The sequence below is a fragment of the Streptomyces sp. NPDC091271 genome (genome assembly GCF_044757505.1).
Taxonomy (GTDB): domain Bacteria; phylum Actinomycetota; class Actinomycetes; order Streptomycetales; family Streptomycetaceae; genus Streptomyces.
Genome location: NZ_JBIVVD010000003.1, coordinates 999,546 through 1,025,887, shown reverse-complemented (window position 1 = coordinate 1,025,887; position 26,342 = coordinate 999,546). Strand labels below are relative to the sequence as shown.

22 protein-coding genes and 1 pseudogene are annotated in these 26,342 nt (G+C 70.7%); 7 read left to right on the top strand and 16 right to left on the bottom strand.

Annotation, left to right across the window (positions count from 1 at the left end; translation table 11 throughout):
* Positions 1–108 precede the first annotated feature (108 nt).
* A complete protein-coding gene (locus tag ACIQM3_RS16475) occupies positions 109–1,830 on the bottom strand; it encodes a carbohydrate-binding module family 20 domain-containing protein (RefSeq protein WP_401624313.1) in 1,722 nt (573 codons plus the stop codon).
* A 541-nt stretch (positions 1,831–2,371) separates the two neighbouring features.
* On the opposite strand from ACIQM3_RS16475, the gene ACIQM3_RS16470 reads away from it, so the two are divergent.
* The gene (locus ACIQM3_RS16470) at positions 2,372–3,145 is read left to right on the top strand and encodes an alpha/beta fold hydrolase (protein ID WP_401624311.1); all 774 of its coding nucleotides are present in this window, start codon (positions 2,372–2,374) and stop codon (positions 3,143–3,145) included.
* Between the two features lie 26 nt (positions 3,146–3,171).
* Here the strand turns inward: ACIQM3_RS16470 and ACIQM3_RS16465 are convergent, their stop codons facing one another.
* Positions 3,172–4,164: a GlxA family transcriptional regulator gene (locus ACIQM3_RS16465; protein WP_401624310.1), complete on the bottom strand. Its 993-nt coding sequence runs from the start codon at positions 4,162–4,164 to the stop codon at positions 3,172–3,174.
* A 144-nt stretch (positions 4,165–4,308) separates the two neighbouring features.
* Between ACIQM3_RS16465 and ACIQM3_RS16460 the strand changes: the two genes are divergently transcribed.
* Positions 4,309–4,899 carry a cysteine hydrolase family protein gene (locus tag ACIQM3_RS16460; protein WP_401624308.1) on the top strand — a complete coding sequence of 197 codons (591 nt, stop codon included), beginning with the start codon at positions 4,309–4,311 and terminating at the stop codon, positions 4,897–4,899.
* Positions 4,900–4,948: 49 nt separating this feature from the next.
* Here the strand turns inward: ACIQM3_RS16460 and ACIQM3_RS16455 are convergent, their stop codons facing one another.
* The 10 genes and pseudogenes from ACIQM3_RS16455 to ACIQM3_RS16410 form a co-directional block, all read right to left on the bottom strand.
* Entirely contained in the window at positions 4,949–5,344 is a 396-nt protein-coding gene (locus ACIQM3_RS16455; RefSeq protein ID WP_401624306.1) for a hypothetical protein, read from the bottom strand.
* Positions 5,341–5,919, bottom strand: a pseudogene (locus ACIQM3_RS16450) (hypothetical protein); the annotation flags it as partial. The gene ACIQM3_RS16455 and the pseudogene ACIQM3_RS16450, both read right to left, overlap by 4 nt.
* A gap of 156 nt (positions 5,920–6,075) precedes the next feature.
* Positions 6,076–7,158: a sensor histidine kinase gene (locus ACIQM3_RS16445; protein ID WP_401624304.1), complete on the bottom strand. Its 1,083-nt coding sequence runs from the start codon at positions 7,156–7,158 to the stop codon at positions 6,076–6,078.
* Positions 7,151–7,846, bottom strand: coding sequence for a response regulator transcription factor (locus ACIQM3_RS16440; protein ID WP_401510626.1), 696 nt, complete (start codon positions 7,844–7,846; stop codon positions 7,151–7,153). The genes ACIQM3_RS16445 and ACIQM3_RS16440 overlap by 8 nt, the downstream gene beginning before the upstream one ends.
* A gap of 68 nt (positions 7,847–7,914) precedes the next feature.
* On the bottom strand, positions 7,915–8,628 hold the full coding sequence (locus tag ACIQM3_RS16435) for a VanZ family protein (RefSeq protein WP_401624302.1): 714 nt from the start codon (positions 8,626–8,628) through the stop codon (positions 7,915–7,917).
* Between the two features lie 138 nt (positions 8,629–8,766).
* Positions 8,767–9,825, bottom strand: coding sequence for a LacI family DNA-binding transcriptional regulator (locus ACIQM3_RS16430; protein ID WP_401624300.1), 1,059 nt, complete (start codon positions 9,823–9,825; stop codon positions 8,767–8,769).
* Positions 9,810–11,486 carry a glycoside hydrolase family 13 protein gene (locus tag ACIQM3_RS16425; RefSeq protein ID WP_401624298.1) on the bottom strand — a complete coding sequence of 559 codons (1,677 nt, stop codon included), beginning with the start codon at positions 11,484–11,486 and terminating at the stop codon, positions 9,810–9,812. Before ACIQM3_RS16425 ends, ACIQM3_RS16430 begins: the two co-directional genes overlap by 16 nt.
* A gap of 98 nt (positions 11,487–11,584) precedes the next feature.
* Positions 11,585–12,478 carry a sugar ABC transporter permease gene (locus ACIQM3_RS16420; RefSeq protein ID WP_401624296.1) on the bottom strand — a complete coding sequence of 298 codons (894 nt, stop codon included), beginning with the start codon at positions 12,476–12,478 and terminating at the stop codon, positions 11,585–11,587.
* Positions 12,475–13,491 carry a carbohydrate ABC transporter permease gene (locus ACIQM3_RS16415; RefSeq protein ID WP_401624294.1) on the bottom strand — a complete coding sequence of 339 codons (1,017 nt, stop codon included), beginning with the start codon at positions 13,489–13,491 and terminating at the stop codon, positions 12,475–12,477. The genes ACIQM3_RS16420 and ACIQM3_RS16415 overlap by 4 nt, the downstream gene beginning before the upstream one ends.
* 21 nt (positions 13,492–13,512) lie before the next feature.
* Positions 13,513–14,784 (bottom strand): extracellular solute-binding protein, encoded by a 1,272-nt coding sequence (locus ACIQM3_RS16410; RefSeq protein ID WP_401624292.1) that lies wholly within the window; start codon positions 14,782–14,784, stop codon positions 13,513–13,515.
* 361 nt (positions 14,785–15,145) lie between these two features.
* On the opposite strand from ACIQM3_RS16410, the gene ACIQM3_RS16405 reads away from it, so the two are divergent.
* Positions 15,146–16,189, top strand: coding sequence for a LacI family DNA-binding transcriptional regulator (locus tag ACIQM3_RS16405; RefSeq protein WP_401624290.1), 1,044 nt, complete (start codon positions 15,146–15,148; stop codon positions 16,187–16,189).
* A gap of 84 nt (positions 16,190–16,273) precedes the next feature.
* The gene (locus ACIQM3_RS16400; protein WP_401624288.1) at positions 16,274–17,269 is read left to right on the top strand and encodes a phosphatase PAP2 family protein; all 996 of its coding nucleotides are present in this window, start codon (positions 16,274–16,276) and stop codon (positions 17,267–17,269) included.
* 53 nt (positions 17,270–17,322) lie between these two features.
* On the opposite strand, the gene ACIQM3_RS16395 is transcribed toward ACIQM3_RS16400, so the two are convergent.
* Positions 17,323–20,319: a bifunctional [glutamine synthetase] adenylyltransferase/[glutamine synthetase]-adenylyl-L-tyrosine phosphorylase gene (locus ACIQM3_RS16395; protein ID WP_401624286.1), complete on the bottom strand. Its 2,997-nt coding sequence runs from the start codon at positions 20,317–20,319 to the stop codon at positions 17,323–17,325.
* 148 nt (positions 20,320–20,467) lie between these two features.
* On the opposite strand from ACIQM3_RS16395, the gene ACIQM3_RS16390 reads away from it, so the two are divergent.
* Positions 20,468–20,992 carry a pyridoxamine 5'-phosphate oxidase family protein gene (locus tag ACIQM3_RS16390; protein ID WP_401624284.1) on the top strand — a complete coding sequence of 175 codons (525 nt, stop codon included), beginning with the start codon at positions 20,468–20,470 and terminating at the stop codon, positions 20,990–20,992.
* An 18-nt stretch (positions 20,993–21,010) separates the two neighbouring features.
* Here ACIQM3_RS16390 and ACIQM3_RS16385 read toward each other — a convergent pair whose 3' ends face one another.
* Together ACIQM3_RS16385 and ACIQM3_RS16380 are read right to left on the bottom strand one after the other, a co-directional pair.
* Positions 21,011–21,799 carry a putative protein N(5)-glutamine methyltransferase gene (locus tag ACIQM3_RS16385; RefSeq protein ID WP_401624282.1) on the bottom strand — a complete coding sequence of 263 codons (789 nt, stop codon included), beginning with the start codon at positions 21,797–21,799 and terminating at the stop codon, positions 21,011–21,013.
* Between the two features lie 169 nt (positions 21,800–21,968).
* Positions 21,969–22,730: an AraC family transcriptional regulator gene (locus tag ACIQM3_RS16380; RefSeq protein WP_401624280.1), complete on the bottom strand. Its 762-nt coding sequence runs from the start codon at positions 22,728–22,730 to the stop codon at positions 21,969–21,971.
* A gap of 54 nt (positions 22,731–22,784) precedes the next feature.
* Here ACIQM3_RS16380 and ACIQM3_RS16375 point away from each other — a divergent pair, with 54 nt between their 5' ends.
* Positions 22,785–23,975, top strand: a complete 1,191-nt coding sequence (locus ACIQM3_RS16375) for an MFS transporter (RefSeq protein WP_401624278.1) — start codon at positions 22,785–22,787, stop codon at positions 23,973–23,975.
* Between the two features lie 92 nt (positions 23,976–24,067).
* Here the strand turns inward: ACIQM3_RS16375 and ACIQM3_RS16370 are convergent, their stop codons facing one another.
* Complete coding sequence (locus tag ACIQM3_RS16370) at positions 24,068–25,567, bottom strand: MDR family MFS transporter (protein ID WP_401624383.1); 1,500 nt, start codon at positions 25,565–25,567, stop codon at positions 24,068–24,070.
* Between the two features lie 170 nt (positions 25,568–25,737).
* On the opposite strand from ACIQM3_RS16370, the gene ACIQM3_RS16365 reads away from it, so the two are divergent.
* Entirely contained in the window at positions 25,738–26,328 is a 591-nt protein-coding gene (locus ACIQM3_RS16365; protein ID WP_401624276.1) for a TetR family transcriptional regulator, read from the top strand.
* Positions 26,329–26,342 lie beyond the last annotated feature (14 nt).

Here is a 26,342-nt window from a genome sequence, read left to right as displayed (position 1 = left end):
GTGTTGGTTGGGCCCGGGGGGGGCCCCCCGGGGGGGGGGGCGGGGGGGGGGGGGGGGGGGGGGGGGGGGGCCCCCCCCCCCGCGGCCCCCCCCCCCGCCGGGTGTGGTTCAGCTGCGCCAGACGTCGGCGGTCAGGGCGGCCTTGCCGGAGGCGGGCACGGTGGCGGTGCGGTTGGCGCCGCTCTCCCAGGTGACGTTGCCGCTCGCGTCCTTGCGGACGTACTTGTACTCGAACGACGTCCCCGCGGGCAGGGCGGCATCGAGCTTCCAGACGGGGTACGTCGCCGGGTCGAGCTTCAGCGCACTGCCTGGCGCCCAGTTGCCGAGCGCGGCCTGGTTGCCGGTGACGTAGATGTTCTGGCCGAGCTGGGTGGTGGCGTTGACGCCGAAGGAGGCGCCGGACTGGCCGGTACCGGGGTCCGGGGTCGTGCCGCCGCCGGAGCAGGTACGGGCGTTGACGTGCAGGGCGACGGCGGTGTTCGCGCCCAGGGTGGCGGTGAACTGCCCCGAACCGTTGACGGTGACACCCTTGCCGGACTGGACGTCGCAGTAGTCACCGGCGGGCAGCGAGGTCTGGAACGTACGGCTCAGCGAGGAGCCCTCGTGGTTGATGGCGACGTACGCCTTGGAGCCCCGGCCGAAGGCGATCTGGTCGCCGCCGTTGTCCCACCAGTTCGAGACGGCCTGACCTCGGGCGGCGTTGCGGAAGCCGACCATGGAGGAGATCTCGCGCCAGGCGTGCTGGCACTTCCAGCCGTCGCTGTAGCAGGCGTTCACCTGGCCGCCGTTGGGCGGGCCCGCGTCCTTGTCGGACCACTCGTAGCCGGAGTGGACGTCCGGGGAGCCGTAGGGGTAGGCGAGCATGAAGACGCTCGCCAGGGTGTAGTTGGCGCCGTCCTTGTAGCTCAGGGTGTCACCGCCGCGCTCGGTGTCGTGGTTGTCGACGAAGACCGCCGACTTGCCCGACTCCATGAAGCCCCAGCCCTCGCCGTAGTTCTTCAGGTTGGCGAGGTTCTCGTTGTTGAAGACCTGTTTGAGGCCGCGGCCGTAGCGGAATTCCTGGACGTCGCCGCTGCCGAGGTACTCGGTGGGCGAGACGGCCTCGCCGGCCCCGTGGATGGCCTCGTGCTTCCAGTACACGCCGGGGTTGCTGAGCCTGGACTTGATGTTGGCGAGGTCGCCGGCCGGGATGTGCTTGGCGGCGTCGATACGGAAGCCGTCGACACCGAGGGAGAGCAGGTCGTTCAGGTAGCCCGCTATCCTGCCGCGTACGTACTCCTCGCCGGTGTCCAGGTCGGCGAGGCCCACCAGTTCGCAGTTCTGGACGTTGCCACGGTCACCGTAGTTGTTGATCTGCGACTGGCAGTCGTTCATGTCGTTGACGGAGTAGGTGCCCGGGTAGTCGTACTTGCTGTACGAGGACCCGCCCGTGCCGGTGCCCGATCCGGCCGACATGTGGTTGATGACCGAGTCGGCGATGACCTTGACGCCCGCGCCGTGACAGGCGCTGACCATGTTGGCGAAGGCCGTACGGTCGCCGAGCCGGCCGGCGATCCTGTAACTGACCGGCTGGTACGAGGTCCACCACTGGCCGCCCTGGATGTGCTCCTGGGGAGGCGAGACCTGGACGTATCCGTAGCCGGCCGGGCCGAGGCTGTCCGTGCACGCCTTGGCCACGGAGTCGAACTTCCACTCGAACAGCACCGCGGTGACGTCCTTCTCGCCGGGCGGTGCGGCTTGGGCGGTCCCGGCGCCGAGCCCGGCGGGGACGACGAGGACTGCGGCACTCGTGGCGAGCGCGAGCGCGGCAGACAAGGGTCTGCGTGCCATGACGTTCCTCCTGCGGTGGGGGAAAGTGCGGGGATGGCGGAGCAGCCTCACGTGGCAACGCGCCGTGCCGTCAAGGCTCATGAAGGTTCTTGCAGCAAGGATGCAAAACTTCGTGTGCGGCAGACCGTACGAGCCCGACCTGCCCTGGTCAACCCCCTGGACATGACGCGATTACGTCCCGCTCACATCCGCGAAACCCTGGAGAAAAAGTCCTGCAAGGTCTTACGCAAAATATTGCGGAGCTGTTAAGTTCGTCCCGACTCCGGCCCGGCCGGCCGGGGGTCCGGCACCCCGGACCCCACGCGCCCGGCCGACCGGGCCGGTCACCGCGTGGAGAGGTCCGGACGTCGCTTCCCCGCCGGCCCATCCCGGGCCGACTTCCGGACCCCTCCCGCGCGTTGCCCGCGCCGGACACCGTGATTGGGAAGCTGCGGACACCCGAATACCCCCATATCGGGCCCCTTCCTGTCCGCAACCTCCCGACGACTAGGTGCGGGCGTCTCGTACGCTCTTCCGGTGCGTCGAGAGTGGGAGGCGACTGGTGCGCGATGCTGTGGTGACCCCCGGAGGGGACCGGATCCGATGGGTGGAGCTGCCCGGACAGGAGCCCGCCCGTGTCCATGTGCACGGCCTCGGCGCCACCTCCCCCGCCTACTTCGCACAGGCCGCCGCCCACCCGCTGCTCACCGGCCGCCGGTCTCTGCTGGTCGACCTGCTGGGGCACGGCATCAGTGACCGGCCGACGGACTTCGACTACCGCCTCGAATCACACGCCGACGCGCTGGCCGCCGCCCTGACGCACGCGGGTGTCACCGGCGCGGAGTTGGTGGCGCACAGCATGGGCGGCTCCGTCGCCGTGGTCCTGGCGGCCCGCCACCCGCGGCTGGTGTCGCGGCTGGTCCTGGTGGACGCGAATCTCGACCCCCTGACGCCCGTACCCGGCGCCCCGGGGAGCAGCGGGATCGCCGCGCTCCCCGAGGCCGACTTCGTGGCGGGCGGGTGGCGGCAGATTCGCGACCTGGCGGGTCCGCACTGGTGGTCCACGATGCGTCTGGCCGGCCTGGAGGGCCTCCATCGCAGCGCCGTGCACCTCACCCGCGGCACCACTCCCACGATGCGCGAGCTGCTGCTGGAGCTGACCATCCCCCGCACCTACCTGTACCCGGAGGCCGACGGCGCGCCCGCCGGGGCCGGGGCGCTCGCCCAGGCCGGTGTGCGGGTGGTCCCGGTCCCGGACTGCGGGCACAACATCATGCTGGACAACCCGGACGCGTTCGCACGGGAGACCGCCGCCGCGCTCTCGGCTTCGGCCTGAGGCCGCGGGGGCAGAGGTGGCGCCGCTCAGGCCCCGCCGGTCCGGAAGCGGCGCCGGTACTCGGTCGGTGTCGTGTCGAGCCGGCGGCGGAACGCCCTGACGAGGGTGTCGACGGTGCCGAATCCGCACGCGGACGCGACGCGTTCGAGAGTGGCGTCGGTGGATTCGAGCCGGCTCCGCGCCGCCTCGACACGGGCCGCTTCGATGTAGGCGTGCGGAGTCGTGCCGAGTTCGGTCTTGAAGATCCGGGTGAGCTGCCGGTCACTGATGTGGGCGTGTTCGGCGAGGTCCGCGACGGTGAGCGGCCTGCCGATGTTACGCATGATGTGGTGGCGGAGGTCTTCGATACGCCGCGTCGTGGACAGCTGTTCCAGGGGAACGCTGAACTGACTCTGGCCGCTCGGCCGTTTCAGGTACATCACGAGCTGCCGCGCGACGCTCAACGCGATGGCCTCGCCGAGGTCGTCGGCGATGAGGGCGAGTGAGAGATCGAGGCAGGCGCTGATTCCCGCGCCGGTCCACACATCGCCCTCGCGGATGAAGATCGGATCGGCGTCGACCTCGACGGCCGGATGGTCGGCGGCGAGCTGCTGCGCGGTCGACCAGTGGGTGGTGGCGCGTTTGCCGTCGAGGAGTCCGGCGGCCGCCAGGATGTGCGCTCCGACACAGACGGACGTGACCCTCCGGGTGCGGTCGGCGAGTTGCTTCACCCGCGCCACCACGTGGGGGTCGGTGAGCGGGTGCACGCGGCGGCGGCTGTCGATCTCGACCGCGCCGGGCACGATCAGGGTGTCGATGCGCTTCGTGGACAGCTCGTCGAACGTGACGTCCGGGAGGACGCGTACCCCGGCGCCGGTGGCGACCGGATCCAGGGTCTCGGCGGCGAGGACCACCTCGTAGGCCGCCGCTTCGTCCGACTCGCGTCGAGCGAGGGAGAACACCTCCGGGGGGCCTGTGACGTCGAGCAGGTCGACGCCGGGGAAGAGGACGACGACGATCAGCCGTCTGACGGTGCTCATGAGACTCCCGGGTCCGGTGAGGTCGATGTCGGTTTCTGCAGGTTAGATGACATTGCCGACACGTGGTGAGGGCCCTAGCGTCGTAGGCGCAGGTCATCGCACCGGTGAGCTGTTCTCCGACGTTCGACCCCAAGGTGGTTCCCCATGCCCAGAACGACGCTGCGCCGGCTCAACGGTCTCGACGACACCCCCGCGAAGCTCGCCGGATCGACCCTGGTCCTCATCGACTACCAGAACACCTACACGACCGGTGTGATGGAGCTGGACGGCTGGCAGGCCGCGCTCGACGCCGCCGCCGAGCTGCTGGCCCGGGCCCGCCAGGAGGGCACGAAGGTCATCCATGTCATCAACGACGGTGGCGAGGGCACCCCGTACGACATCCGGGCCGAGATCGGCCGGATCCACCCCCAGGTCGCACCGGTCGACGGTGAGCCCGTCGTCGTGAAGCGGGCACCGGACGCCTTCGTCGGTACGGACCTGGGCCGGCACGTCGACGCCGCGGGCAGCACCGATCTGGTCATCGCGGGGTTCATGACGCACATGTGCGTGGCCTTCACCGCCCAGGGCGCCTTCCTGCGCGGCAACCGCCCCACCGTCGTGGCCGACGCGAGCGCCACCCGGGCGCTGCCGGTCGCCGGCACCGAACTGGACGCCCACCAGGTGCACTACAGCGCGCTCGCCACCATCGCCGACCTGTACGGGGTCGTCGTGCCGTCACATAAGGAGCTCACCTGAGGCGGCAGGTGGGGGGGCAGGGCGGAGCCACACAGGCGCCTGGGCGTGCTCAGTGGTCGCCGGTGTGCGGGCGCACGGGGCGTGGCAGTGGCTGACGCCAGTCGCCCAGCGCCGTGAGGAGGACCTGGCGGGCGAGATCGCGTATCTCGCTCCACGCCGGATCCGCGGACAGCGCGTCGGCCCAGAGGCCGGTCCGGCAGGCGGTATCGATCTCGCCGAGGCGGCGGCCTATGGCCCGGAAGGAGCGCAGGTTCTGGGGCGCGAAGGCTCCGCGCTCCGTGAGTCCTTCGGAGATGCGGCAGAGGAGCTCCAGCTCGTCGACGACGTCCTTCGTCTCCAGCTCACGCTCGCGCAGCCAGGCAAGCTGATCCGGGGCGTCGGCGGCGAGGAGCGCGGTGAAGCGCAGCACCCAGGTGCGCAGGTTCGCGTCACCGAGGTGGTTCATCCGTGCACGACCACGGTTATCGGACCGGTCCTTGCATGCGGATCGGCGGAGGGCTCCTCACCGAAGATCTCTTCGGCGGTGGTGGCATGGATGGCGCGGATCAACCACTGGCTCAGAAGTTCCGGATCGGTGCAGGCCGTGACCTTCTCGCGGGTTCCGTCGCTGATCTCGATGCCCCGCACGCCAAGGACGAGCAGGACGTCCTCGGCTCGGCCCTGCGCGAGGCCCTGTGCGCGGCCCTGTGCGCGGCCTTCGTCGCGGATTTCCTCGGAGAGCGGCGAGGTGTAGAAGGAGAGATCCACGGCCACCAGGTTCCTCCACTGTTGCACGGCAGGGCGGTTGCCCAGCCCTTGTGCGATGAATTCGACGAGTGGTTCGACGATCGGTTCCGGTGCGTCGCGCAGGGCGACGGACATCGTCTTCAGTATGGCATCGACGTCCGGATTGTCGGCGTGTGTGATCGCCGAGAGCGTGGCGAGCGCAAGGTCCTTCCGGGCTTCCGCCACATTCGTGATGACGGGCATGTTGTGCGGCCCCGCCACGAGGGGGCGGGTGGTGACGGTCGGCCATTGGGGCCTTATGTCACCTGAGTGAGTGACGAAGCACGCATGGGGGCGGGTTGGGTCGGAAAGGGTCATTTCCCCGAGTTCTTTCGGAGGAGCGCCTCGCGGTGGACCGCGAGACCAACCCCAAGTCCCGGCCCGGTAGCCGGCCGGTTCCGGTCCTTTTGCTCACCGTGGGGGGTGCGGCAGCCGCACCGTGACGGTCAGCCCGCCGGTGGGGCGAGGCGCGAGGTCGAGGGTCCCGTCGTGGGCGCGGACGATGCTGTGCACGATGGCCAGGCCGAGGCCGGCGCCGGCATGCTCGTCGGTGCGTACGCGTTCCGTTCCGCGCCGGAAGGGTTCGGTGAGGGTCGGTACCAGTTCCGGCGGGAGCCGACGGCCCGTGTTCTCGACCCGCAGCACGCTCGTGTCGCCGTGCGCCTCGGTGTGGACCCTCACGGTGCCGCCGGTGGGCAGGTTGTGGACGACGGCGTTCTGGACGAGGTTCGTCACCATCCGCAGCAGGAGCTCCGCGGAGCCGCTGGTGCGGGCCGCTCCCCCGGTGACGTCCAGCGTGATCCGGCGGTGTTCGGCGAGGGGGAGCAGGGTCTCCGCCGCTTCTTCGGCGGTGAGGGAGAGGTCGACGCTCTCGCGGGTGAAGTTTCCGCGGTCGCTGCGGCCGAGCAGCAGGAGGGCCTCGGTGAGGTCGATCGCGCGCGTATTGACAGCCTGCAGGCGTTCGAGGAGTTCGCCGCGGTCCCGGGTGGGGTCCCTGCGGGCGACGTCGAGCAGTGCCTGCGAGATGGCCAGCGGGGTGCGCAGTTCGTGGGAGGCGTTCGCGGCGAACCGTTGTTGCTCGGCTACATGCGACTCGAGCTGTTCGAGCATGGTGTCGAACGCGTCGGCGAGTTCACGGAATTCGTCCTGGCGGCCTTCCATGCGGATCCGGTGGGCCAGTGATCCGTCCGCGGCCAGCCGCGCCGCGGCGGTGATCCGGTTGAGCGGTGCCAGCATCCGGCCGGCGAGGACCCATCCCCCGGCGAGGCCGATCACGAGCAGGAGGCCCATGGCCACGGCCGCGGCGGGGGCGAACATGCGCACGAGGAGGTAGCGGTTGGGTGAGATCCCCAGGAGGCCCTGGGAGTTGTCGGGGACGTAGCGGAGCAGGAACACCCACACCACGGCGAGCAGGAGCGCGCCGGCGACGGCGAGGAACCCGGCGTAGCTGAGGGTGAGTTTCAGCCGGGCGCTGAGACCTGGGCGTCTACGCATGCGGACTGCCGGGGGCGGTGGCGGCCGTACCGGTGTCGATCCGGTAGCCGACACCGGGCACCGTGGAGATGATCCCCGGTTCGCCGAGCCGTTTGCGCAGTGCGGAGACGGTGATGCGGACGGCGTTGGTGAAGGGGTCGGTGTTCTCGTCCCAGGCCCGTTCCAGCAGTTCCTCGGCGCTGACGACCCCGCCCTCGGCGGCGACGAGGACCTCCAGCACGGCGAACTGTTTGCGGGTGAGCGCGACATAGCGTCCGTCGCGGAAGACCTCACGGCGGAAGGCGTCGAGCCGCAGGCCCGCGATCTCGCGGACCGGGGGCCGGGCGTACGCGCGTCTGCGGTCGAGTGCCCTCAGCCGGAGGACGAGCTCCCGCAGCTCGAACGGTTTGGTGAGGTAGTCGTCGGCGCCGAGCTCGAACCCGGAGGCCTTGTCGTCGATCCGGTCGGCGGCGGTGAGCATGAGGATCGGGATGCCGCTGCCCGAGGCCACGATGCGCCGGGCGACCTCGTCGCCTGAGGGGCCGGGGATGTCGCGGTCGAGGACCGCGAGGTCGTACGAGTGGACGCTGAGCAGTTCCAGGGCGGAGTCACCGTCGCCGGCGATGTCGGCGGCGATCGCCTCCAGCCTCAGACCGTCACGGACGGCTTCGGCCAGGTAGGGCTCGTCCTCCACGATCAGTACGCGCATGTCCGAAGCCTAGGCAACGCACCGTATCGCCGACGTATGCGTGGAGGTGTGCACACCGGAAGCGTGCTTCAGCCCGCCCGGGTGGCCGCCGGCACAGGGCAGGGCCGGTCCGACGGCGCCTGCGCCGTGGTGCGCCACCAGCGGCGCGACGCCAGTCCGGCCAGCACGGCGCCGGTGGCGTTGACGAGTACGTCGTCCACGGAGGACACCCGGTCCAGCCGCAGCACGTACTGCGCGGTTTCGACGAGGACCGAGCAGCCCGCCCCGAGCGCCAGGATCCGCGGGACGGACGCCAGTGCGGCGAAACGCATCGGCGCGAAGAATCCCAGCGAGGCGAAGACCAGCAGGTTGCCGACGATCCCACCCGGACCCATCGTGACCAGGTCGCGCAGGGGAATCAGGCTCGTCCGTCCGGGGACGACGCCGGCTCCGGCGCCCGGCATCATGGTCAGCCAGACGAACGGCACCGTCCCGTGGACCATGCCGACCTCGGCCAGCGACATCCGCCACGCCGGCGTGCCGTCGGCTCCGCGCCGAAGCCGTGCCAGAGCCCTGACCACGAGCGCGGAGAGCGGCAGTGCGACCAGCGTCATGAGCACCACTCCGTTGAACGTGTCGAAGCAGCCGTGCCACCGTCCGGACATGCACGCCGGGGCGGACATCATGAGCGGCCGCCGCACGACGAACAGAGCGCTCGCCAGGCCGAGAGCCGCCAGCCCCAGGAGCACGACCGTGCGCGTGCGGCGGGGCGGTGGTGCCGGCAGGGATGCGTTGTCGTTCATGACCCCATTGGAGCGGGAGGGCCGTCGCGCCGGCGTATGCGGTTCTCGATACGCCCGCGATATACGCCCGTTCCCTGCACCGGGGAGCGCGAAGGGCCGGGTCCCCCCTCCGGACCCGGCCCCGCTTTCCGCGCCCGTTCAGGCGGCGCGCGCCGCCGCGGTGGATCCCCGTACGACCAGCTCCGGCTGGAACACGTACTCCGTGCGCTGCACGGGGCTTCCCGCGATCTCCTCCAGCAGCGCGCCGACCGCCGCCGCCGCCATCGCCTGCACCGGCTGGCGCACCGTGGTCAGTGGCGGGTCGGTGAAGGCGATGAGCTGGGAGTCGTCGAAGCCGACGACGGAGACGTCGCGGGGTACGTCGAGGCCCCTCCCCCGGGCCGCCCTGACCACGCCGAGCGCCATCAGGTCGCTGCCGCAGACGATGCCGGTGCAGCCCGCGTCGAGCAGGGCGCCTGCCGCGACCTGACCGCCTTCGACGCTGAACAGGGTGGAGCAGACGAGGAGTTCGGCCTCCTCGCGGTCCATGTCCAGCAGTGAGACGGCCGCGTCGACGAAGCCGTCACGCTTGCGGCGCGAGGGCACATAACGCTGCGGCCCGATCGCCAGGCCGACCCGCCGGTGGCCGAGCTCGGCGAGATGGCCGACGGCCATGCGTACGGCGGCCTGGTCGTCGGGCGAGACGAACGGGGCGCTGATGCGCTCGTTGTAGCCGTTGATCAGGACGAACGGCACACCCCGGTCGGTGAGCGCGGCGTAGCGCGCCGGGTCGGCCGAGGTGTCGGCGTGGAGCCCGGACAGGAAGACGATGCCGCCCACGCCACGCTCGACGAGCTGCTCGACGAGCTCGTCCTCGGTGGCGCCGCCGGGCAGCTGGGTGCAGAGCACGGGCGTGTAGCCGTGCCCCGCGAGCACCTGCTCCACCGACTGCGCGAACGCCGGGAAGATCGGGTTGGTGAGTTCGGGTGTCACCAGCCCGATCAGTCCGGCGCTGCGCTGCCGCAGGCGTACGGGCCGTTCGTAGCCGAGGATGTCGAGCGCCGCGAGCACCCGCTGACGCGTGGTGTCCGCCACGCCCGGCTTCCCGTTCAGCACCCGGCTGACGGTGGCCTCGCTGACCGCGGCCTGACCGGCGATGTCGGAGAGCCGCAGCGCCGGTCCGGTCCTGGGTGCGGGGACGGTCACACCGTCCACCACACCGTGGTGTCCGCGGGCAGCTCGACCGTGTCGCCGTCGGCGGTCACCGGGCCGCTTGCGAGCAGCAGGGTGCCGGGGGCGGGGATCCGTGCCGGCGCGCCCGTCGTGTTGACGGTGCAGACGAAGCCGGGGCGGCCGAGGGCGAGCACGCCCTCGGGGGCGTCCAGCCACTCGACGTCCGTGCCGGCGCCGAGGCCGGGGTGCTCGCGCCGGGCGGCGATCGCGGCGCGGTACAGCTCCAGCGTGGAGCCCTCCGTTCCGGTCTGCGCCTCGACGGAGAGCTCGCCCCAGCTGTCGGGCTGCGGCAGCCAGCTGCCTCCGTCGCCGAATCCGTACGAGCTGCCCTCGCGGGTCCACGGGATCGGTACCCGGCAGCCGTCGCGGAAGCCGTCCTGGCCCTCGGCGCGGAAGAAGGACGGGTCCTGGCGGGCCTCGTCGGGCAGGTCGGTGACGTCGGGGAGGCCCAGCTCCTCGCCCTGGTAGACGTAGGCGGAGCCGGGCAGGGCCAGCATCAGCAGGGTTGCCGCGCGTGCCCTGCGCAGACCGAGCTCACGGTCACCGGGGGTCCGGATCTGGGTGCCCAGGCCCGGCGGGTTGCCGAAGCGGGTGGTGTGCCGGGTGACGTCGTGGTTGGAGAGCACCCAGGTGGTGGGGGCACCCACCGGACGCATCGCGTCGAGCGAGGAGTCGATGACGGTGCGCAGCTCGGCGGCGTCCCAGGCGGTCGACAGGTACTGGAAGTTGAAGGCCTGGTGCATCTCGTCGGGACGCACGTAGTTCGCGGTGCGCTCGACGGTGGGGGTCCACGCCTCGGCGACGAGAATGCGGTCACCGGGGTACTCGTCGAGGATCGTGCGCCAGCTGCGGTAGATCTCGTGCACACCGTCCTGGTCGAAGAACGGCATGACATCGTTGCCCAGCAGCTTCAGCTGGTCGTGCGATCCGAGGTCCGGCAGGCCCTCCGCCTTGACGAGGCCGTGGGCGACGTCGACGCGGAACCCGTCGGCGCCCATGTCGAGCCAGAAGCGCAGGATGGAGCGGAACTCGTCGGCGACGGCCGGGTGTTCCCAGTTGAAGTCGGGCTGCTCCGGCGCGAAGAGGTGCAGATACCAGTCGCCGGGGGCCCCGTCCGGGTCGGTGGTCCGCGTCCAGGCGGGGCCGCCGAAGATGGACTCCCAGTCGTTGGGCGGGAGTTCGCCGTCGGTGCCCTTGCCGGGGCGGAAGTGGTAGCGCTCGCGCAGGGCGGAGCCGGGGCCCTCGGCGAGGGCGCGCTTGAACCACTCGTGCTGGTCGGAGGAGTGGTTGGGGACCAGGTCGACGATGACGCGCAGGCCCAGGCCGTGAGCCTCGCGGATCAGGGCGTCGGCGTCGAGGAGCGTGCCGAACATCGGGTCGATCGCCCGGTAGTCGGCGACGTCGTAGCCCGCGTCGGCCTGCGGCGAGGCGTAGAAGGGGCTGAGCCAGACGGCGTCCACACCGAGGTCCCGGAGGTACGGGAGCCGCGCGGTGACACCCGCGAGGTCCCCCATGCCGTCGCCGTTGCCGTCGGCGAAGCTGCGCGGGTACACCTGGTAGATCACCGCGTCCTGCCACCAGCCGGTGCGGTGGCCCGGGGCGTCGTCGGACGTGCCGGTGGAGGGGGCAGCGAGGTGCTGGGTCATGTCGTCCCTGGGGTGTCTGGGGTGGGGGGCGGCGCCGGGACCGGGTCGGGGATCCGGCGCCGCCGTGACGGGTGCGGTCGTACGGTCGTGCGGGACTGTCAGCCCTTGACGGCTCCGGCGGACATGCCGGTGACCAGGTGCTTCTGCGCGAAGAGGAAGACCAGCGCGGCCGGGATCGCGATGAGCACGGACGCCGCGGTCATCGGGCCCCACTGGGCTCCGTACTGGTTGACGAACTTCTGCAGTCCGCCGGCGAGAGTGAGGTTCTCGTCACCGACCATGAACGCGGAGGCGTACGCCACTTCGCCCCAGGCGGTGATGAAGGAGTAGAAGGCGGTGACGGCGAGGCCGGGCTTGGCGAGCGGCAGGATGAGCCGCCAGAACGTGCCGAACGGGGTGAGTCCGTCGACCTGGCCCGATTCGTCGATCTCGCGCGGGATCGTGTCGAAGAAGCCCTTCATCATCCAGGCGCAGAAGGGCACCGAGATGGTGAGGTAGGTGATGACGAGTCCGGCCGGCTGGTTGAGCAGGCCCATCGTCGACATGATGTTGTAGATCGGCACGATGAGGACGGCCACCGGGAACATCTGGGTGACCAGGAGGGTCCACATCAGCCCGCGCTTGCCGGGGAAGCGGAAGCGGCTGACGGCGTAGCCGGTGGTGGCGGAGACGAAGACACCGATGACGGTGGAGAGCCCCGCGACGATCACGGAGTTGGCGAACCAGCTCAGGAACTCGGTGTCCTTGATCAGGTTCGTGTAGTTCTCGAAGGTCGTCTCTTTGAAGAAGTCCGTGGTCGAGGCGAACTTCGCGGGCTTCAGCGAGGTCAGCAGGACCCACAGCACCGGGAAGACCGCGATCACCGACGTGACGATCAGGGTGAGGTGCAGGGCCAGGGAGGCGGCCGGCGAGCGGTCGCCGCGCTTGCGGGGCTTGCGGGCGCCGTGCCGGGCGGGGGTTGCCGTAGCGGGGGTTGCCGTAGCGGTGGTCACCAGTTGTCTCCCTGCGTGCGGAGCACTCGCCGGTACACCATGGCGAAGAGCATCAGGAGTACGAGGATCAGCACGCCCCAGGTGGAGGACTGCGCGAAGTCGCGCGGGCTGATCTCGAAGGAGAATTTGTACGCCTGGGTCACCAGGATCTGGGTGGCCTCACCGGGTCCGCCGCGGGTCAGCAGGAAGATCACCGGGAACATGTTGAAGGTCCAGATGGTGGAGAGCAGGACCACCGTGGTGGAGACCGGGCGCAGTCCGGGCAGTGTGACGTGGCGGAAGCGCTGCCAGGCGGTGGCACCGTCCATCTCCGCGGCCTCGTACTGCTCCGAGGGGATCGACTGGAGCCCGCCGAGCAGGGCGACCATCATGAACGGCACACCGAGCCAGACGTTGACGGCGATGACGGAGAACTTGGCCCAGGTGGGGTCGTTCAGCCAGGGTATGCCGTCGATCCCGGCGCCGCCGAGGATCTTGTTGAGCAGCCCGTTGTTCTCGTTGTAGAGGAAGCGCCAGGCGAAGACGGAGACGAAGCCGGGGATGGCCCAGGGCAGGATCAGCGCCATGCGATAGGCGGAGCGGCCGGCGATCCTGCGGTTGAGGATGTTGGCCAGGGCCATGCCCAGGCAGAAGGTGATGGCCACACAGGAGACCGTCCACACCAGCGTCCAGCCCAGCGTCCCGAGGAACTGGCTGCCGGTCAGGGCGTCGGCGTAGTTGTCCAGGCCCACGAACTCGTAGGTGGCGGGCATCTCGTTGACACCGATGGACCGGGCGACGTTGCGCTCGTTGGCGTCGGTCAGCGACAGCCAGATACCGCGGACCAGCGGGTAGCCGATGATCACGCCGATCACGAGCACGACCGGGGCGACCATGGTCCAGGCGTACCAGTGGACCGAGAGGGCGCGCCGGATCCTGCTCGGCGGCGGGGGGTTGCCAGTACCGCGGCTCCGGCCGCGGGCGACGTCGTCGCCCGCGGCCTTCGCCACCGACTGGCTGGTGTGGACAGCCATCAGTCGGCCTGCCTTCCTGGGTTACTTCCAGCCCTCGAGGAGCTTGCGGTAGGAGTCGCCGGTCGCCTTGGCGGCCTTCTCCGGCGTGGTCTGGCCGGTGAGGACCTTGGTGTACTCGACGTTCAGCGGGGCGAAGAGGCTGCCGGTCTCCGGGATCCAGGGACGCTCGACCGCGGTCTCGACGACCGGCTTGAAGAACTGGACGATCTCGCTGTCCACGGCCTCCTTCTTGGCGTACGCGGAGGTGCGGGTCGGCAGCAGGTTCAGCTCACCGGCGGTCTGCGCCTGGGTCTCGACCGAGGTCATGTACTCGACGAACGCGTAGGAGGCCTCGATGTTCTTGGAGCCCGCGTAGACGCCGAGGTTGTGGCCGCCCTGCGGGGCGCCCTGCGCGGCGGAGCCGGCCGGCACCGTGGAGATGCCGAGGTTCGCCTTGTCGGTGAACTCCTTGCCGGTCAGCGTGTCGGCCACGGCCCAGGGGCCGTTGATCATCATCGCGACGTCGCCGTTCTTGAACGACGACATCATGTTCTCCCAGCCGTCCGTGGCGTCGGTCTTGGCCGCCCCGGAGTCGACGAGGTCCTTCACGACGCCGAACGCCTTGGTGCCTTCGGCGTTGTCCACGGTGACGGTCTTCGAGTCGGCGTCGACCAGGTCGCCGCCCTCGCCGTAAAGGAAGGAGAGGAAGTAGTACGAGTCGTCGCCGCGCAGGTACAGACCGGTCTTGCCGGTCTTGTCCTTGATCTTCTTGGCGATGCTCTTCAGGTCGGAGATCTTCGCGGGCGGCTTGACTCCGGCGTCCGTGAACATCTTCTTGTTGTAGAAGATGCCCATGGAGTCGATCACCTGCGGGACGGCGAACGTCTTGCCCTTGTACTTGGTCGACGCGGCGGCCTGCTTGAGGAAGTCGCCCTCGTCCTTCAGCGCCGCGGTGCCGTCCAGCGGGGCCAGGTAGCCGAGGTCGGCGAACTCGGGGGTCCAGGCGACCTCGGAGCGGATGACGTCGGGGGCGCCGGAACCGGCCTGGGCCGCGTTCTTGAACTTGTTCTGCGCCTCACCGAAGGGGACGTTGACATACTTGACGTCGACCTTCGGGTGCTTCTTCTCGAAGCCCTCGGCGATCTTCTTGAAGACCTTGTCCTCGCTGCCGACGTTCGAGGTGTCCCACCACGTCACCGTGCCGGAGAGCTCGCCCGAGCTCTTGCTGCCGCCGGACTCGTCGTCGCTTCCGCAAGCGGTCGCCGCGAGCGCCAGGGTCGCGACCAGGGCGGTGGCCGTTATGCCACGTCGCATCTGAACTCCTTCAACTGCCGTACCGCTCCGTCGCGGCGCCGGGTCGACGTGAACGTAACAAGGATGAAAGACGACCGAAAGACTTTGCGGAAGATTTCTGCAAGCACCGCTGATCGTTACATTGGCGTGTCCGCAAGGTTGCCGTCAAGCCTCTTGACTGGAGCTCTCCCACCCTGCCCACACCTGGCCAGACTCGTTGCGGCGGCTGTACGACGATCCGACCGAGGTGGCCGGTACGGCGCCCGCAAGGTCTTGCAAGATGTTGCTGCGGTGAGGACTCCGACCGGTGATCGCCGGGGCGGATGGCCCGAATCCCGTGCATGGTGGGCAATCCGACACGCGCCCGGTACAGTCCAGTGCCATGACCGCACGGCTTGCCGATATCGCAACTCAGGCGGGGGTCAGCGAAGCGACGGTCAGCCGCGTTCTGAACGGCAAGCCCGGTGTTGCAGCGGCCACCCGTGAATCCGTCCTCGCGGCGCTCGACGTCCTCGGGTACGAACGCCCCGTCCGGCTGCGCCGGCGCAGCGCCGGTCTCGTCGGGCTGATCACGCCCGAGCTGGAGAACCCGATCTTTCCCGCGCTGGCCCAGGTCATCGGTCAGGCGCTCACCAGGCAGGGCTACACGCCGGTGCTGGCGACGCAGACGCCGGGCGGCTCCACCGAGGACGAGCTCACCGAGATGCTGGTCGACCGCGGCGTCTCGGGGATCATCTTCGTCTCCGGACTGCACGCCGACACCTCCGCCGACATGCAGCGTTACGAGCAACTGCGCGCGCAGGGTGTGCCCTTCGTGCTGGTCAACGGCTTCTCCCCCAAGGTGCAGGCCCCGTTCATCTCCCCCGACGACCGGGCGGCGATGCGGCTGGCGGTGACACACCTGGTGGCGCTGGGGCATCAGCGCATCGGTCTGGCGGTCGGGCCCAAGCGCTTCGTGCCGGTGCTCCGCAAGATAGAGGGATTCCACGCCACGATGCAGGAGCAGCTGGACCTCACGGCCGATGCCGTGGAGGAGCTGATCCAGCACTCCCTGTACACGCTGGAGGGCGGCCAGGCGGCCGCCTCGGCGCTGATGGAACGCGGCTGCACCGCGGTGGTGTGCGCGAGCGACATGATGGCGCTCGGCGCGATCCGGGCGGCTCGCCGGCAGTCGATGGAGGTGCCGCGTGACCTCTCGGTGGTCGGGTACGACGACTCGCCCCTCATAGCGTTCACCGATCCGCCGCTGACCACGATCCGGCAGCCGGTGACGGCGATGGGCCAGGCCGCGGTCCGCACCCTGCTGGAGGAGATCGGCGGCACGCCCGCACCGCACAGCGAGTTCGTGTTCATGCCGGAACTGGTCGTACGCGGTTCGACAGCCTCGGGCCCGGGCCCCTCCTCGGCACCCCGCGCGCGTCGGTAGCGGTCTAAAGTACTGGACGTGCGGCCGGAACCCGACCGGAGGATCATCGGGCAGAGGGGGACGTATCTGGCAGACTCTGCGCCTATGGGTGAATCGCACGTGACCACACAGGAAGACCGCACGGCGGCCACCCCGTCACCCGTCGCGGACGGAACGACGACGTCCGGTTCGACGAGAGCGATCACCCCCTCACCTATGCGCAGCCCTCACCTCTTCCTCCGTTCGCTGCGCGCGCCGCGCCGCCCGCGTCTCTGGTTCGAGATCCTGCTGATCGCGGTCAGTTACTGGCTCTACTCGCTGGTGCGCAACGCCGTTCCGGAGCAGAAGGCCGCGGCACTGCGGAACGCCGACCGGATCTGGTCGCTGGAGCACACCGTCGGCCTCGCCTTCGAGGAGACGGTCAACCAGGCCGTCAATTCGGTGACATGGCTGATCGTGTCGATGAACTACTACTACGCGACCCTGCACTTCGTGGTGACCATCGGTGTGCTCATCTGGCTCTTCCGCCGCCATCCGGGCCGCTACGCCGCCACCCGGCTGATCCTCTTCGCCACCACGGCGGTGGCCCTGCTCGGCTACTACGTCTTCCCGCTGGCACCGCCCCGGCTGATGACCGGCGGCGGCTTCATCGACACGGTGATGCTGCACCAGACGTGGGGTTCGATGGCTTCGGGCAACTTCAAGCACATGTCCAACCAGTACGCGGCGATGCCGTCCATGCACATCGGCTGGTCCCTGTGGTGCGGTCTGACCATCTGCGTCCTGGCGAGGGCCCCCTGGGCGCGCATCCTGGGCGCCCTGTACCCGGTGGCCACGCTGGTCGTGATCGTGGCGACGGCGAACCACTTCTGGCTGGACGCGGTGGGCGGGATGGCCTGCCTGGCGTTCGGTGTCGCCCTCTCCTGCGCCTGGTACGGCTCGCTGCCGCACCGGCTGCCGGAGCGGGTGGGGCGCCGCCCCTCCGCGAGCCGTCTGCGCGCCCTGCGGAGGCCGCCGTCCCGGGCGCCCGGGCTGAAGCCCCGGGCCGGCACGGAACCCGCCGGGCCGGGGGCGAGGGCTGCGAGCCCGGCCGGCGACTGAGGGCATATGCCGGCCATCGGGGGGATGAGCGCTGCGGGCTCGGCTTTCCGGGGTCACCCGCCGGCGCCGTAGAACCGCTCCTCCACGACGGCCCGGGCCCGCCGGGTGATCCGCCGGTAGTCCTCCAGCATGTCCCCCGCGTGCCCCGGCTCGTAGCCGAGGTAGCGGCCCACCGCCGCCAGCTCACGCGGGTTCGAGGGGAACGTGTCGCCAGGCCGCCCCCGCACCAGCATCACCGCGTTGCGCACCCGCGAGGCCAGCACCCACGCCTCGTCCAGCGTCTGGGCCTCCTCGGCCGGGATCAGCTCCGCCGCGCACGCCGCCACCAGCGCCTCCCGCGTACGCGGGGTCCGCAGGCCGGGCTCCGACCAGCCGTGCTGCATCTGCATCAGCTGGACCGTCCACTCGACGTCGCTCAGGCCACCACGCCCCAGCTTCGTGTGCAGCGTCGGATCGGCGCCGCGCGGCATGCGTTCGGACTCCATCCGTGCCTTGAGCCGCCGGATCTCCCGGACAGCGTCGTCCCCGAGCCCTTCCATCGGGTACCGCAGGGGGTCTATGAGGTCGACGAAGGCGCGGCCCAGCTCCTCGTCCCCGGCGACCGGGTCGGCGCGCAGCAGCGCCTGGCTCTCCCAGATCAGCGACCAGCGCCGGTAGTAGGCCTCGTACGACTTCAGGGTGCGGGCCAGGGGCCCGGTCTTCCCTTCCGGCCGCAGGTCGACGTCGATGAGGAGCGGCGGGTCGGCGGTCGGCAGCTCCAGCAGCCTGCGCATCTCCGTGACGACGGCGTTCGCGGCCCGGGCCGCCTCCTCGTCGCTGACGCCCTCCCGGGGTTCGTGCACGAAGAGGACGTCGGCGTCCGAGCCGTAGCCCAGTTCGTGCCCGCCGAAGCGGCCCATGCCGATGACGGCGAACCGGGTCGGCAGGGTGTCGCCCCACTTGTCACGGACGGCGGCGCGCAGCGCACCGGACAGCGTGGCGGCGTTGAGGTCGGTGACCGCCGAGCCGACCCGGTCGACGAGGGCGCCCGGGTCGGATTCGGCCGGGTTCTCCTCCGTGCCGTACGAGCCGATGATGTCGGCCGCCGTCGTCCGGAACAGCTCCCGGCGCCGCACCCCGCGCGCCACCGCGACCGCCGCTTCGGCCCCGGGCGCCCGGCCGACCGCGGCCAGCACCTCCTGTTCCAGGTGGTCCCGGCTGCGCGGCTTCAGCCCTTCGGGGTCGCCGAGGATGGCGACGGCCTCCGGGGCGCGCATCAGCAGGTCGGGGGCGAGGCGGCCGGCGGAGAGGACCCGGGCGAGGTTCTCGGCCGCGGCGCCCTCGTCGCGCAGCAGCCGCAGATACCACGGGGTCTTGCCGAGGGCGTCGGACACCTGGCGGAAGCCGAGGAGCCCGGCGTCCGGGTCGGCGGAGTCCGCGAACCAGCCGAGCAGCACCGGCAGCAGTGTGCGCTGGATCGCGGCCTTGCGGGAGACGCCCGACGAGAGGGCCTCCAGGTGCCGCAGCGCGGCGGCGGGATCGGCGTAACCGAGGGCCTCCAGGCGGACCACGGCGGCCTTGGCGCTGAGCCTGCTCTCGCCGGGGGCGAGCTGGGCGACGGCGTCCAGGAGCGGCCGGTAGAAGAGCTTCTCGTGCAGCCGGCGTACGACGGAGGCGTGCCGCCGCCACGCCCGGTTGAGCTCGGCGACCGGGTCCGTACGCAGCCCGAGGGAGCGCCCGAGCCTGCGCAGGTCGGAGTCGTCCTCGGGGACCAGGTGGGTGCGGCGCAGCCGGTAGAGCTGGATGCGGTGCTCCATGGCGCGCAGGAAGCGGTAGGCCTCGTCCAGCTGCGCGGCGTCGGCGCGCCCGACGTATCCGCCGTCGGCGAGGGCCCGGAGGGCCTCCAGCGTGGAGCCGGCGTGCAGGGTGCTGTCGCTGCGGCCGTGGACGAGCTGGAGCAGCTGGACGGCGAATTCGACGTCCCGGAGCCCGCCGGGGCCGAGCTTGAGCTCCCGGTCGACGCGGTCGACCGGGATGTTGTCGACGACGCGGCGGCGCATCTTCTGTACGTCGCCGACGAAGTTCTCCCGGTCGGCGGCCTGCCACACCAGCGGGGACACCGCCTCGACGTAGGCCGCGCCGAGCTCGGGGTCCCCCGCGACCGGCCGGGCCTTGAGCAGGGCCTGGAACTCCCAGGTCTTGGCCCAGCGCTGGTAGTACGCGAGATGCGAGGTCAGGGTGCGCACCAGGGGTCCGTTGCGGCCCTCGGGGCGGAGGTTGGCGTCGACGGGCCAGATCGTGCCCTCGACGGTGGTGTCGGAGCAGATGCGCATCAGGTGGGCGGCGAGCCGGCTGGCGGCCTGCATGGCGCCGCTCTCCTCCGCGCCGTCGACGGGCTCGGCGACGAAGATGACGTCGACGTCGGACACGTAGTTCAGCTCGTGTCCGCCGCATTTGCCCATCGCGATGACGGCGAGACGGCACTGCGCGGCGTCGGAGGGCGCGTCGGCACGGGCGATGTCGAGCGCCGCCCGCAGGGTGGCCGTCGCCAGGTCGGCGAGCTCCGCTGCGACCTCGGCGACATCCGTCGTCCCGCACACGTCCCGGGCCGCGATGGACAGGAGGGACCTGCGGTAGGCGACCCGCAGCGAGTCCGGGTCGACGGCGTCGCCGAGCATCTGCTCGAACTCGGGGACCCCGGGGTGCAGGTCGGTGGCCTCGTAGGTGACCAGCACCTGCCAGTCGCGCGGGTGCCGCGCCAGGTGGTCCCCGAGCGCCTCGGAGGCGCCGAGGGCGCCGAGGAGCCGGTCCCGCAGCGGCTTGGCCGTGACGAGCGTGTCCAGCAGGATCTGCCGTTCGTCGGCCTCCTCGGCCTCGACGAGCCGTACGAGGCCGTGGAGGGCCAGATCGGGGTCCGCGGTCGCGCCGAGCGCCTCGAAGAGGACGGGATCGGCCCGTACGGACGAGAGCTCGGGCAGGTCCAGCAGCCGTTCGGCGGCGGACGGATCGGTGAAACCGTGCCGCAGCAGTCGGGTGAACGTACTGCTCCTGCGTCCCGGCACCGTCGTCATCCCGTGTCTCCTGCCGCCGATCCCTTTTATCCGCCCTACGAGCCTAGCCCCGCACCGATGAATCCGGAGCGCGGGCGGAGTCCGCACTACAGAGGCACGATCGACGAAAAGTCCACGGACACCGCCCTATCGCTCCTGGAGACCCGAAATGCCGGAGAAGGACACCGCCGCCCCCGAGACCGCCCTGGACCCGCACTACAGCAGCGAGGGCGCCACGGCCCGCCCCTGGGCGGAGGCGGTCGCGCTGCTGGACCGCGCGGAGCTGTACTGGCTCTCCACGGTCCGGCCCGACGGCCGCCCGCACGTCACCCCGCTGATCGGCCTCTGGTCGGACGGCGCGCTGCATTTCTGCACCGGGCCCTCGGAACGCAAGGCGCGCAATCTGGAAGCCAACCCGGAGGTCGTCCTGACCACGGGCGCGAACACGCTGAACGAGGGGTTCGACGTGGTGGTCGAGGGCCGGGCCGCCCGGGTGACGGACGAGCCGCGGCTCATCGCGCTGGCCGAGGCCTGGGAGGCGAAGTACGGCGCCGAGTGGCACTTCGGCGTCACGGACGGCATGTTCTCCAACGGGGCGGGCGGCCGTGCGGAGGTCTTCGCGGTGGCCCCCCGCACGGCCTTCGGCTTCGCCAAGGGCGACCCGTACGGTCAGACGCGCTGGCGCTTCGCCTGATCCGGGCGCGCTGCCCCGCTACCGGGGCCTGGTCCCGATGACGACGGTGGCGTACAGCTCCTCGGAGACGACGACACGCGCGGCGAGACCGCTGCTCCCCACCGTCTCCTGGGCGCGCGCAGCCTGCCGCTCGCTCGTCTCGACCAGCAGGCTGCCGCCCGGCGCCAGCCAGTCGGTCGCCTCGGCGGCGACGCGCCGCATCACGTCGAGCCCGTCGCCGCCTCCGTCGAGCGCCACGCGCGGTTCGTGGATCCGGGCCTCGGCCGGCAGCAGCTCGACGTCGTCGGTCGGTACGTACGGCACGTTGGCGAGCAGGACGTCGACCCGTCCGCGCAGCGACCGGGGCAGGGGCTCGAAGAGGTCACCCTCGTGGACGGTCCCGTATCCGCCCACGTTGCGGCGGGCACAGCTCACAGCGGCGGGTTCGACGTCGGCGGCGTGCAGTTCGACCTCGCGCAGCGACGACGCGAGCGCTCTGCCGAGCGCACCGGTACCGCAGCAGAGGTCGACGACGACCGCCCGGTCGGGCGCGAGTGCCGCGGCCTGCTGCACGAGGAACTCCGTACGCCTGCGGGGCACGAAGACCCCGGGGTCCACGGCGATCCGCAGCCCGCAGAACTCGGCCCAGCCGAGCACGTGTTCAAGCGGCAGACCGGCTACGCGGCGTTCCAGCATGGTGGCGAGTTCGGCGGGGCCGGCCGCCGTGGAGAGGAGGAGTTCCGCCTCGTCCTCGGCGAAGACACAGCCGGCGGCGCGGAGCGTGGTGACGAGCGTGGAGAGGGTGAGCGGCGGAGCGAATTCCTGCATGGGGCGGAGCCTTTCGGGATGACCGATGGGCGCTCCGCGATCGCTCAGGCCCGGTCGGCCACGCGACGGCGAGGGGTGAGCGCCCAGCCTGCTGAAGCGGTAATGGGTCTCACCTCCTGGGTCGGTCCCGTTCTCGGGGAGGATCACACTACCCGAACGGAGCGGCGGCTCACCGTCCGCACACTCCTCCGGGGGACCGGTGGGCGCCGGGCGTGTGCCCGTAGGCCTGGCGGAACACGTCGATGAAGGCGCTGGCGGACGACCAGCCGCAGGCGTGCGCCACGGTGGTGACGGGGGTGCCCTCGGCGAGGAGGACCAGGGCCCGGTGGAGACGGAGCTGGGTGCGCCACTGGGGGAAGGTCATGCCGAGGTCGCTTCTGAAGAGCCGGGACAGGGTGCGGTCGCTCGCGCCGATCTCCCTGCCCAGCGCGGCGAGCGTGCGCGGGTCCCCCGGGTCGGCGTGCAGGAGCGCGCACAGGGCCCGCAGCGCGGGGGCGGTGGGGGCGGGCAGGTGCACGGGTGTCTGGGGCGAGGCGCGCAACTGGTCGAGCAGCACCGCCCGTAGCCGTCCGCGGGCCGGGCTCCCGTCGTCGGGTGCACGCGTGTAGGCGAGGATCAGTTCGCGCAGCAGGGGCGCGACCGTCAGCACGGCCGGCTCGTCCAGGCCGAGCGGGTTCTCGGTCGCGGGCAGCCCGACGAGGTGGAGTTCGAGCGCCCCGTGGGCCTGATGGGCGTGGACGGTTCCCGCCGGCACCCAGACCGCACGGTTGGCGGGCGCGACCCACGTTCCCGCTCCGGTGGTGACGGCCAGTACTCCACGGGCCGCGTAGACGATCTGGTGGTCGTCGTGGCGGTGGGCGCCGATCGCGGCCCCGGGTGAGACCCACTGGCTGCGGGTGGGCGCCGTCGACTGGTGGCGGACTTCCGGCATCAGTCGGCAGTTTATCGGAAGTGCGACAGGGTGCGGGGCCGTGACGATGGCGCCGTGAAAGCGAACAGAACGATCCTCCTGTTGTCGGCCGGGCACGGCTGTGTCGACGTCTACCAGGGCTCCGTGGCCGCGCTCATCCCCTTCTTCGTCGCCGAGCGGTCCTACACCTACGCGGTGGCCTCCGGCATCGTGCTGGCCGCATCACTGCTGTCCTCGGTCGCCCAGCCGCTGTTCGGCATGCTCACCGACCGGTGGGCGCTCCCCTGGCTGCTGCCGGCGAGCACGCTCCTGGGCGGCCTGGGGGTCGCGCTGAGCGGCATCGGCGGCTCGTACGCCCTGACCCTGGTGTTCGTCGCGGTGTCCGGCATCGGTGTCGCGGCGTACCACCCCGAGTCGGCGCGCGTCGCACGGATCGCCTCCCTGGGCAGCCATACGGCGATGGGCTGGTTCTCCCTCGGCGGCAACATCGGCTTCGCAGCCGCTCCGTTCATGGTCACCGCCGCGATCGCCACCGGGGGCCTGCGGTTCACGCCGCTGCTGGTCCTGCCGGCCCTGGTGGGCAGCGTGCTGTGCCTGCCCGTACTGCGCGCCCTGACGCGGGCCGACACGGCTGCGGCGAAGGGGAGTTCGGCGCCGCCGGCGACCAGGGCCCATGACGACACCGCGTCGTTCGTCAAGCTGTCACTGGCGGTGGCTTGCAGGTCCGTTGCGTTCATGGGCCTGAGCACGTTCATCGCGCTCTACGCCCGCCAGCGTACGGGCGGCGGCACGACGGCCGGCACGGTGGCGCTGTCCGTGCTCTACCTCGGCGGGGCGGTGGGCACCGTACTCGGCGGGCGGCTGGCCACGCGGTTCGACCGGGTCACCGTGGTCCGTGGCTCGTACCTGATCAGCATCGCCGCCGTCGCCGGCACCGTCCTCGTCCCCGGGCCGCCCCTCTATCTGTTCGTGGCGCTGACCTCCGCGAGTCTCTACGTCCCCTTCTCGCTCCAGGTGACTCTCGGTCAGGACTACCTGCCGTCACGGGTGGGCACGGCGAGCGGGATCACCCTCGGCCTGGCCGTCAGCGTCGGCGGCGTCGCAGGCCCTCTGATCGGGGCGCTGGCGGACGCCACGTCCCTGCGTACGGCGCTGATCCCGCTGATCCTCATGCCTGCCCTCGCCCATGTGGCGGTGCGTGCGCTCCGGGAACCGCCCGTGTACCGGTCGGCGACGTCCCCGCCGGTCCGCCAGCGGCAGCCGTAGGCGGCTCCTCGAACCTCGCGGTCCGCCTCACACGTCGGCGCCCCGGTCCGCTCGCGCGGGTCCGGGGCGCCGTTCGTACGGGTCGCTACGGGTCAGAGGTCCACGCTGTCGCGCAGCTTCGTCGGCGTCAGGAAGAGCGTCGCGATGACACCGACCACCGCGATACCGGCCGAGATCAGGAAGATGTGGCCGGTCGCGTCACCGTACGCGGCACGCACCACTTCCTGGATCTCCGGCGGCATGGCGGCGATGTTCAGCGTCGAGCCGCCCGAGGAGGAGGCGGCCGGATCGACGCCCAGCTTCGTCAGGCCCTCGGTGATCTTCGTGGCGATCTGGTTGGCCAGCACCGCGCCCAGCACGGAGACACCGATGGTCCCCCCGAGCGAGCGGAAGAAGGTGATCGCACCGCTGGCGGCGCCGAGTTCGCTGAACGGAACGGTGTTCTGGACCACGAGCACGAGGTTCTGCATCGACATGCCTACGCCGATGCCGACCGCCAGCATGCCCAGCGACACGATGACGAGCGAGGTCTCGTGGTCGATCGTGGACAGCCCCAGGAAGCCGAGGGCGAGCACGATGACGCCGGTGATGATGTACGGCTTCACCTTGCCGGTCCTGGAGACGAGACGGCCCGCGACGGTGGAGGAGACGAGCACGCCGAGCATCAGCGGAATGGTGAGCAGCCCCGCCTCGGTCGGCGAGTTGCCACGCCCGATCTGGAAGTACTGGCCGAGGAAGACCGCGCCGCCGAACATCGCCATGCCCACCGCGAGGCTCGCGATGATGGCGAGGGCGGGGTCACGGCGGCGTATGACGTGGAGCGGGACAACCGGCTCCTTGACCCGTGCCTCGACGAAGACGGCCGCGGCGAGGATCAGGACGCTCGCGCCGACCATGGCACCGGTCTGCCAGGAGATCCAGGCGAAGTTGTTGTCGACGAAGGTGACCCAGAGCAGCAGCAGGCTGACGCCGGCGGCGATGAGGGTGGCCCCCAGGTAGTCGACCTTGGCGTCCGGGCGGCGGATCTCGGTGAGGTGCAGGGTGCGGGTCAGCAGCACGAAGGCGACGACGGTGAACGGTACGGCGATGAAGAAGCACCAACGCCAGCCGAGCCACGAGGTGTCGGTGATGAATCCGCCGAGCAGCGGCCCGCCGACGGTGGCGACGGCCATGACCCCGCCCAGGTAACCGTTGTAGCGGCCGCGCTCCTTCGGGCTGATCATCGCGGCGATGATCACTTGGACGAGCACCTGGAGGGCGCCCATGCCGAGGCCCTGGATGACGCGGAAGCCGATGAGCTGCCCGGTGGACTGGGCGAAGCCGCAGGCGATCGACGAGATGACGAACAGGCCGATGGATATCTGCAGCAGCAGCTTCTTGCTGAACAGGTCGGCGAGCTTTCCCCAGATCGGGGTGGAGGCCGTGGAGGCCAGCAGGGTCGCGGTGACGACCCAGGTGTACTGGGACTGGGTGCCGTTCAGCGATCCGATGATCTGCGGGAGGGCGACCGAGACCACTGTGCTGCTGATCATCGCCACGAACAGCACGATCAGCAGCCCACTCAGGGCGCGCATCACGTGGCGGTGGTCCATGGGCACGGCCTCTGCGGGCGCGGCCGTCTGTGCGCTCACGCGCAACCTCCGGAAGATTCGAAAAGGAAGAGTGCAAGGGAAGGGGAAGCGGAGAGGAAGCCTTCATCTTACATGCACACTGGGCAATTTTGCTCAGTGTGCAAGTTCGAGGCGGCGTAGATAATGGCCTCATGGAAAGCCCTGTGGGACTGCGGGAACGCAAGAAGGCGGCCACCAGGCAGGCCGTACACGAAGCGACGATGCGGCTGACCGTCGAGCACGGCTTCGACCACGTGACGGTGGAGGCCGTGGCCGACGCGGCCGGCATCTCCCGCAGGACGTTCTCCAACTACTTCACCAACAAGGAGGACGCCCTCCTCTACGGCGAGGAACAGCTCATCGGGTCGCTGGTCCGCGCTGTCCGCGACCGCCCGGCCGACGAGCCGGCCTGGACGGCGCTGAAGGCCGCGGTGACGGAGTTCTCGGAACGCGTCGCACCCCCGGAGCGGGAGTGGGCCGTCCGCACGAGGCTGGCCATGCGCCATCCCTCGCTCCTGGCCCGCCAGCTCGCCAATCACGCGGCGCTGGAGCGGGACCTGGCGGACGCGATAGCCGTACGCCAGGGCCCGGGGAGCGGCCCGGTCCGTCCGGTGGTCCTGGCGGCCGCGTTCCTCTCCTCGCTGCGGATCGCGATGCGGATGTGGATCGAGGAGGACCTGGTCCGGCCGCCGGGCGAGGTGATCGACGAGGTCCTCGACGAGATGGCGCGGAGCTTCGGCTGAGGGAGCCGTGCGGC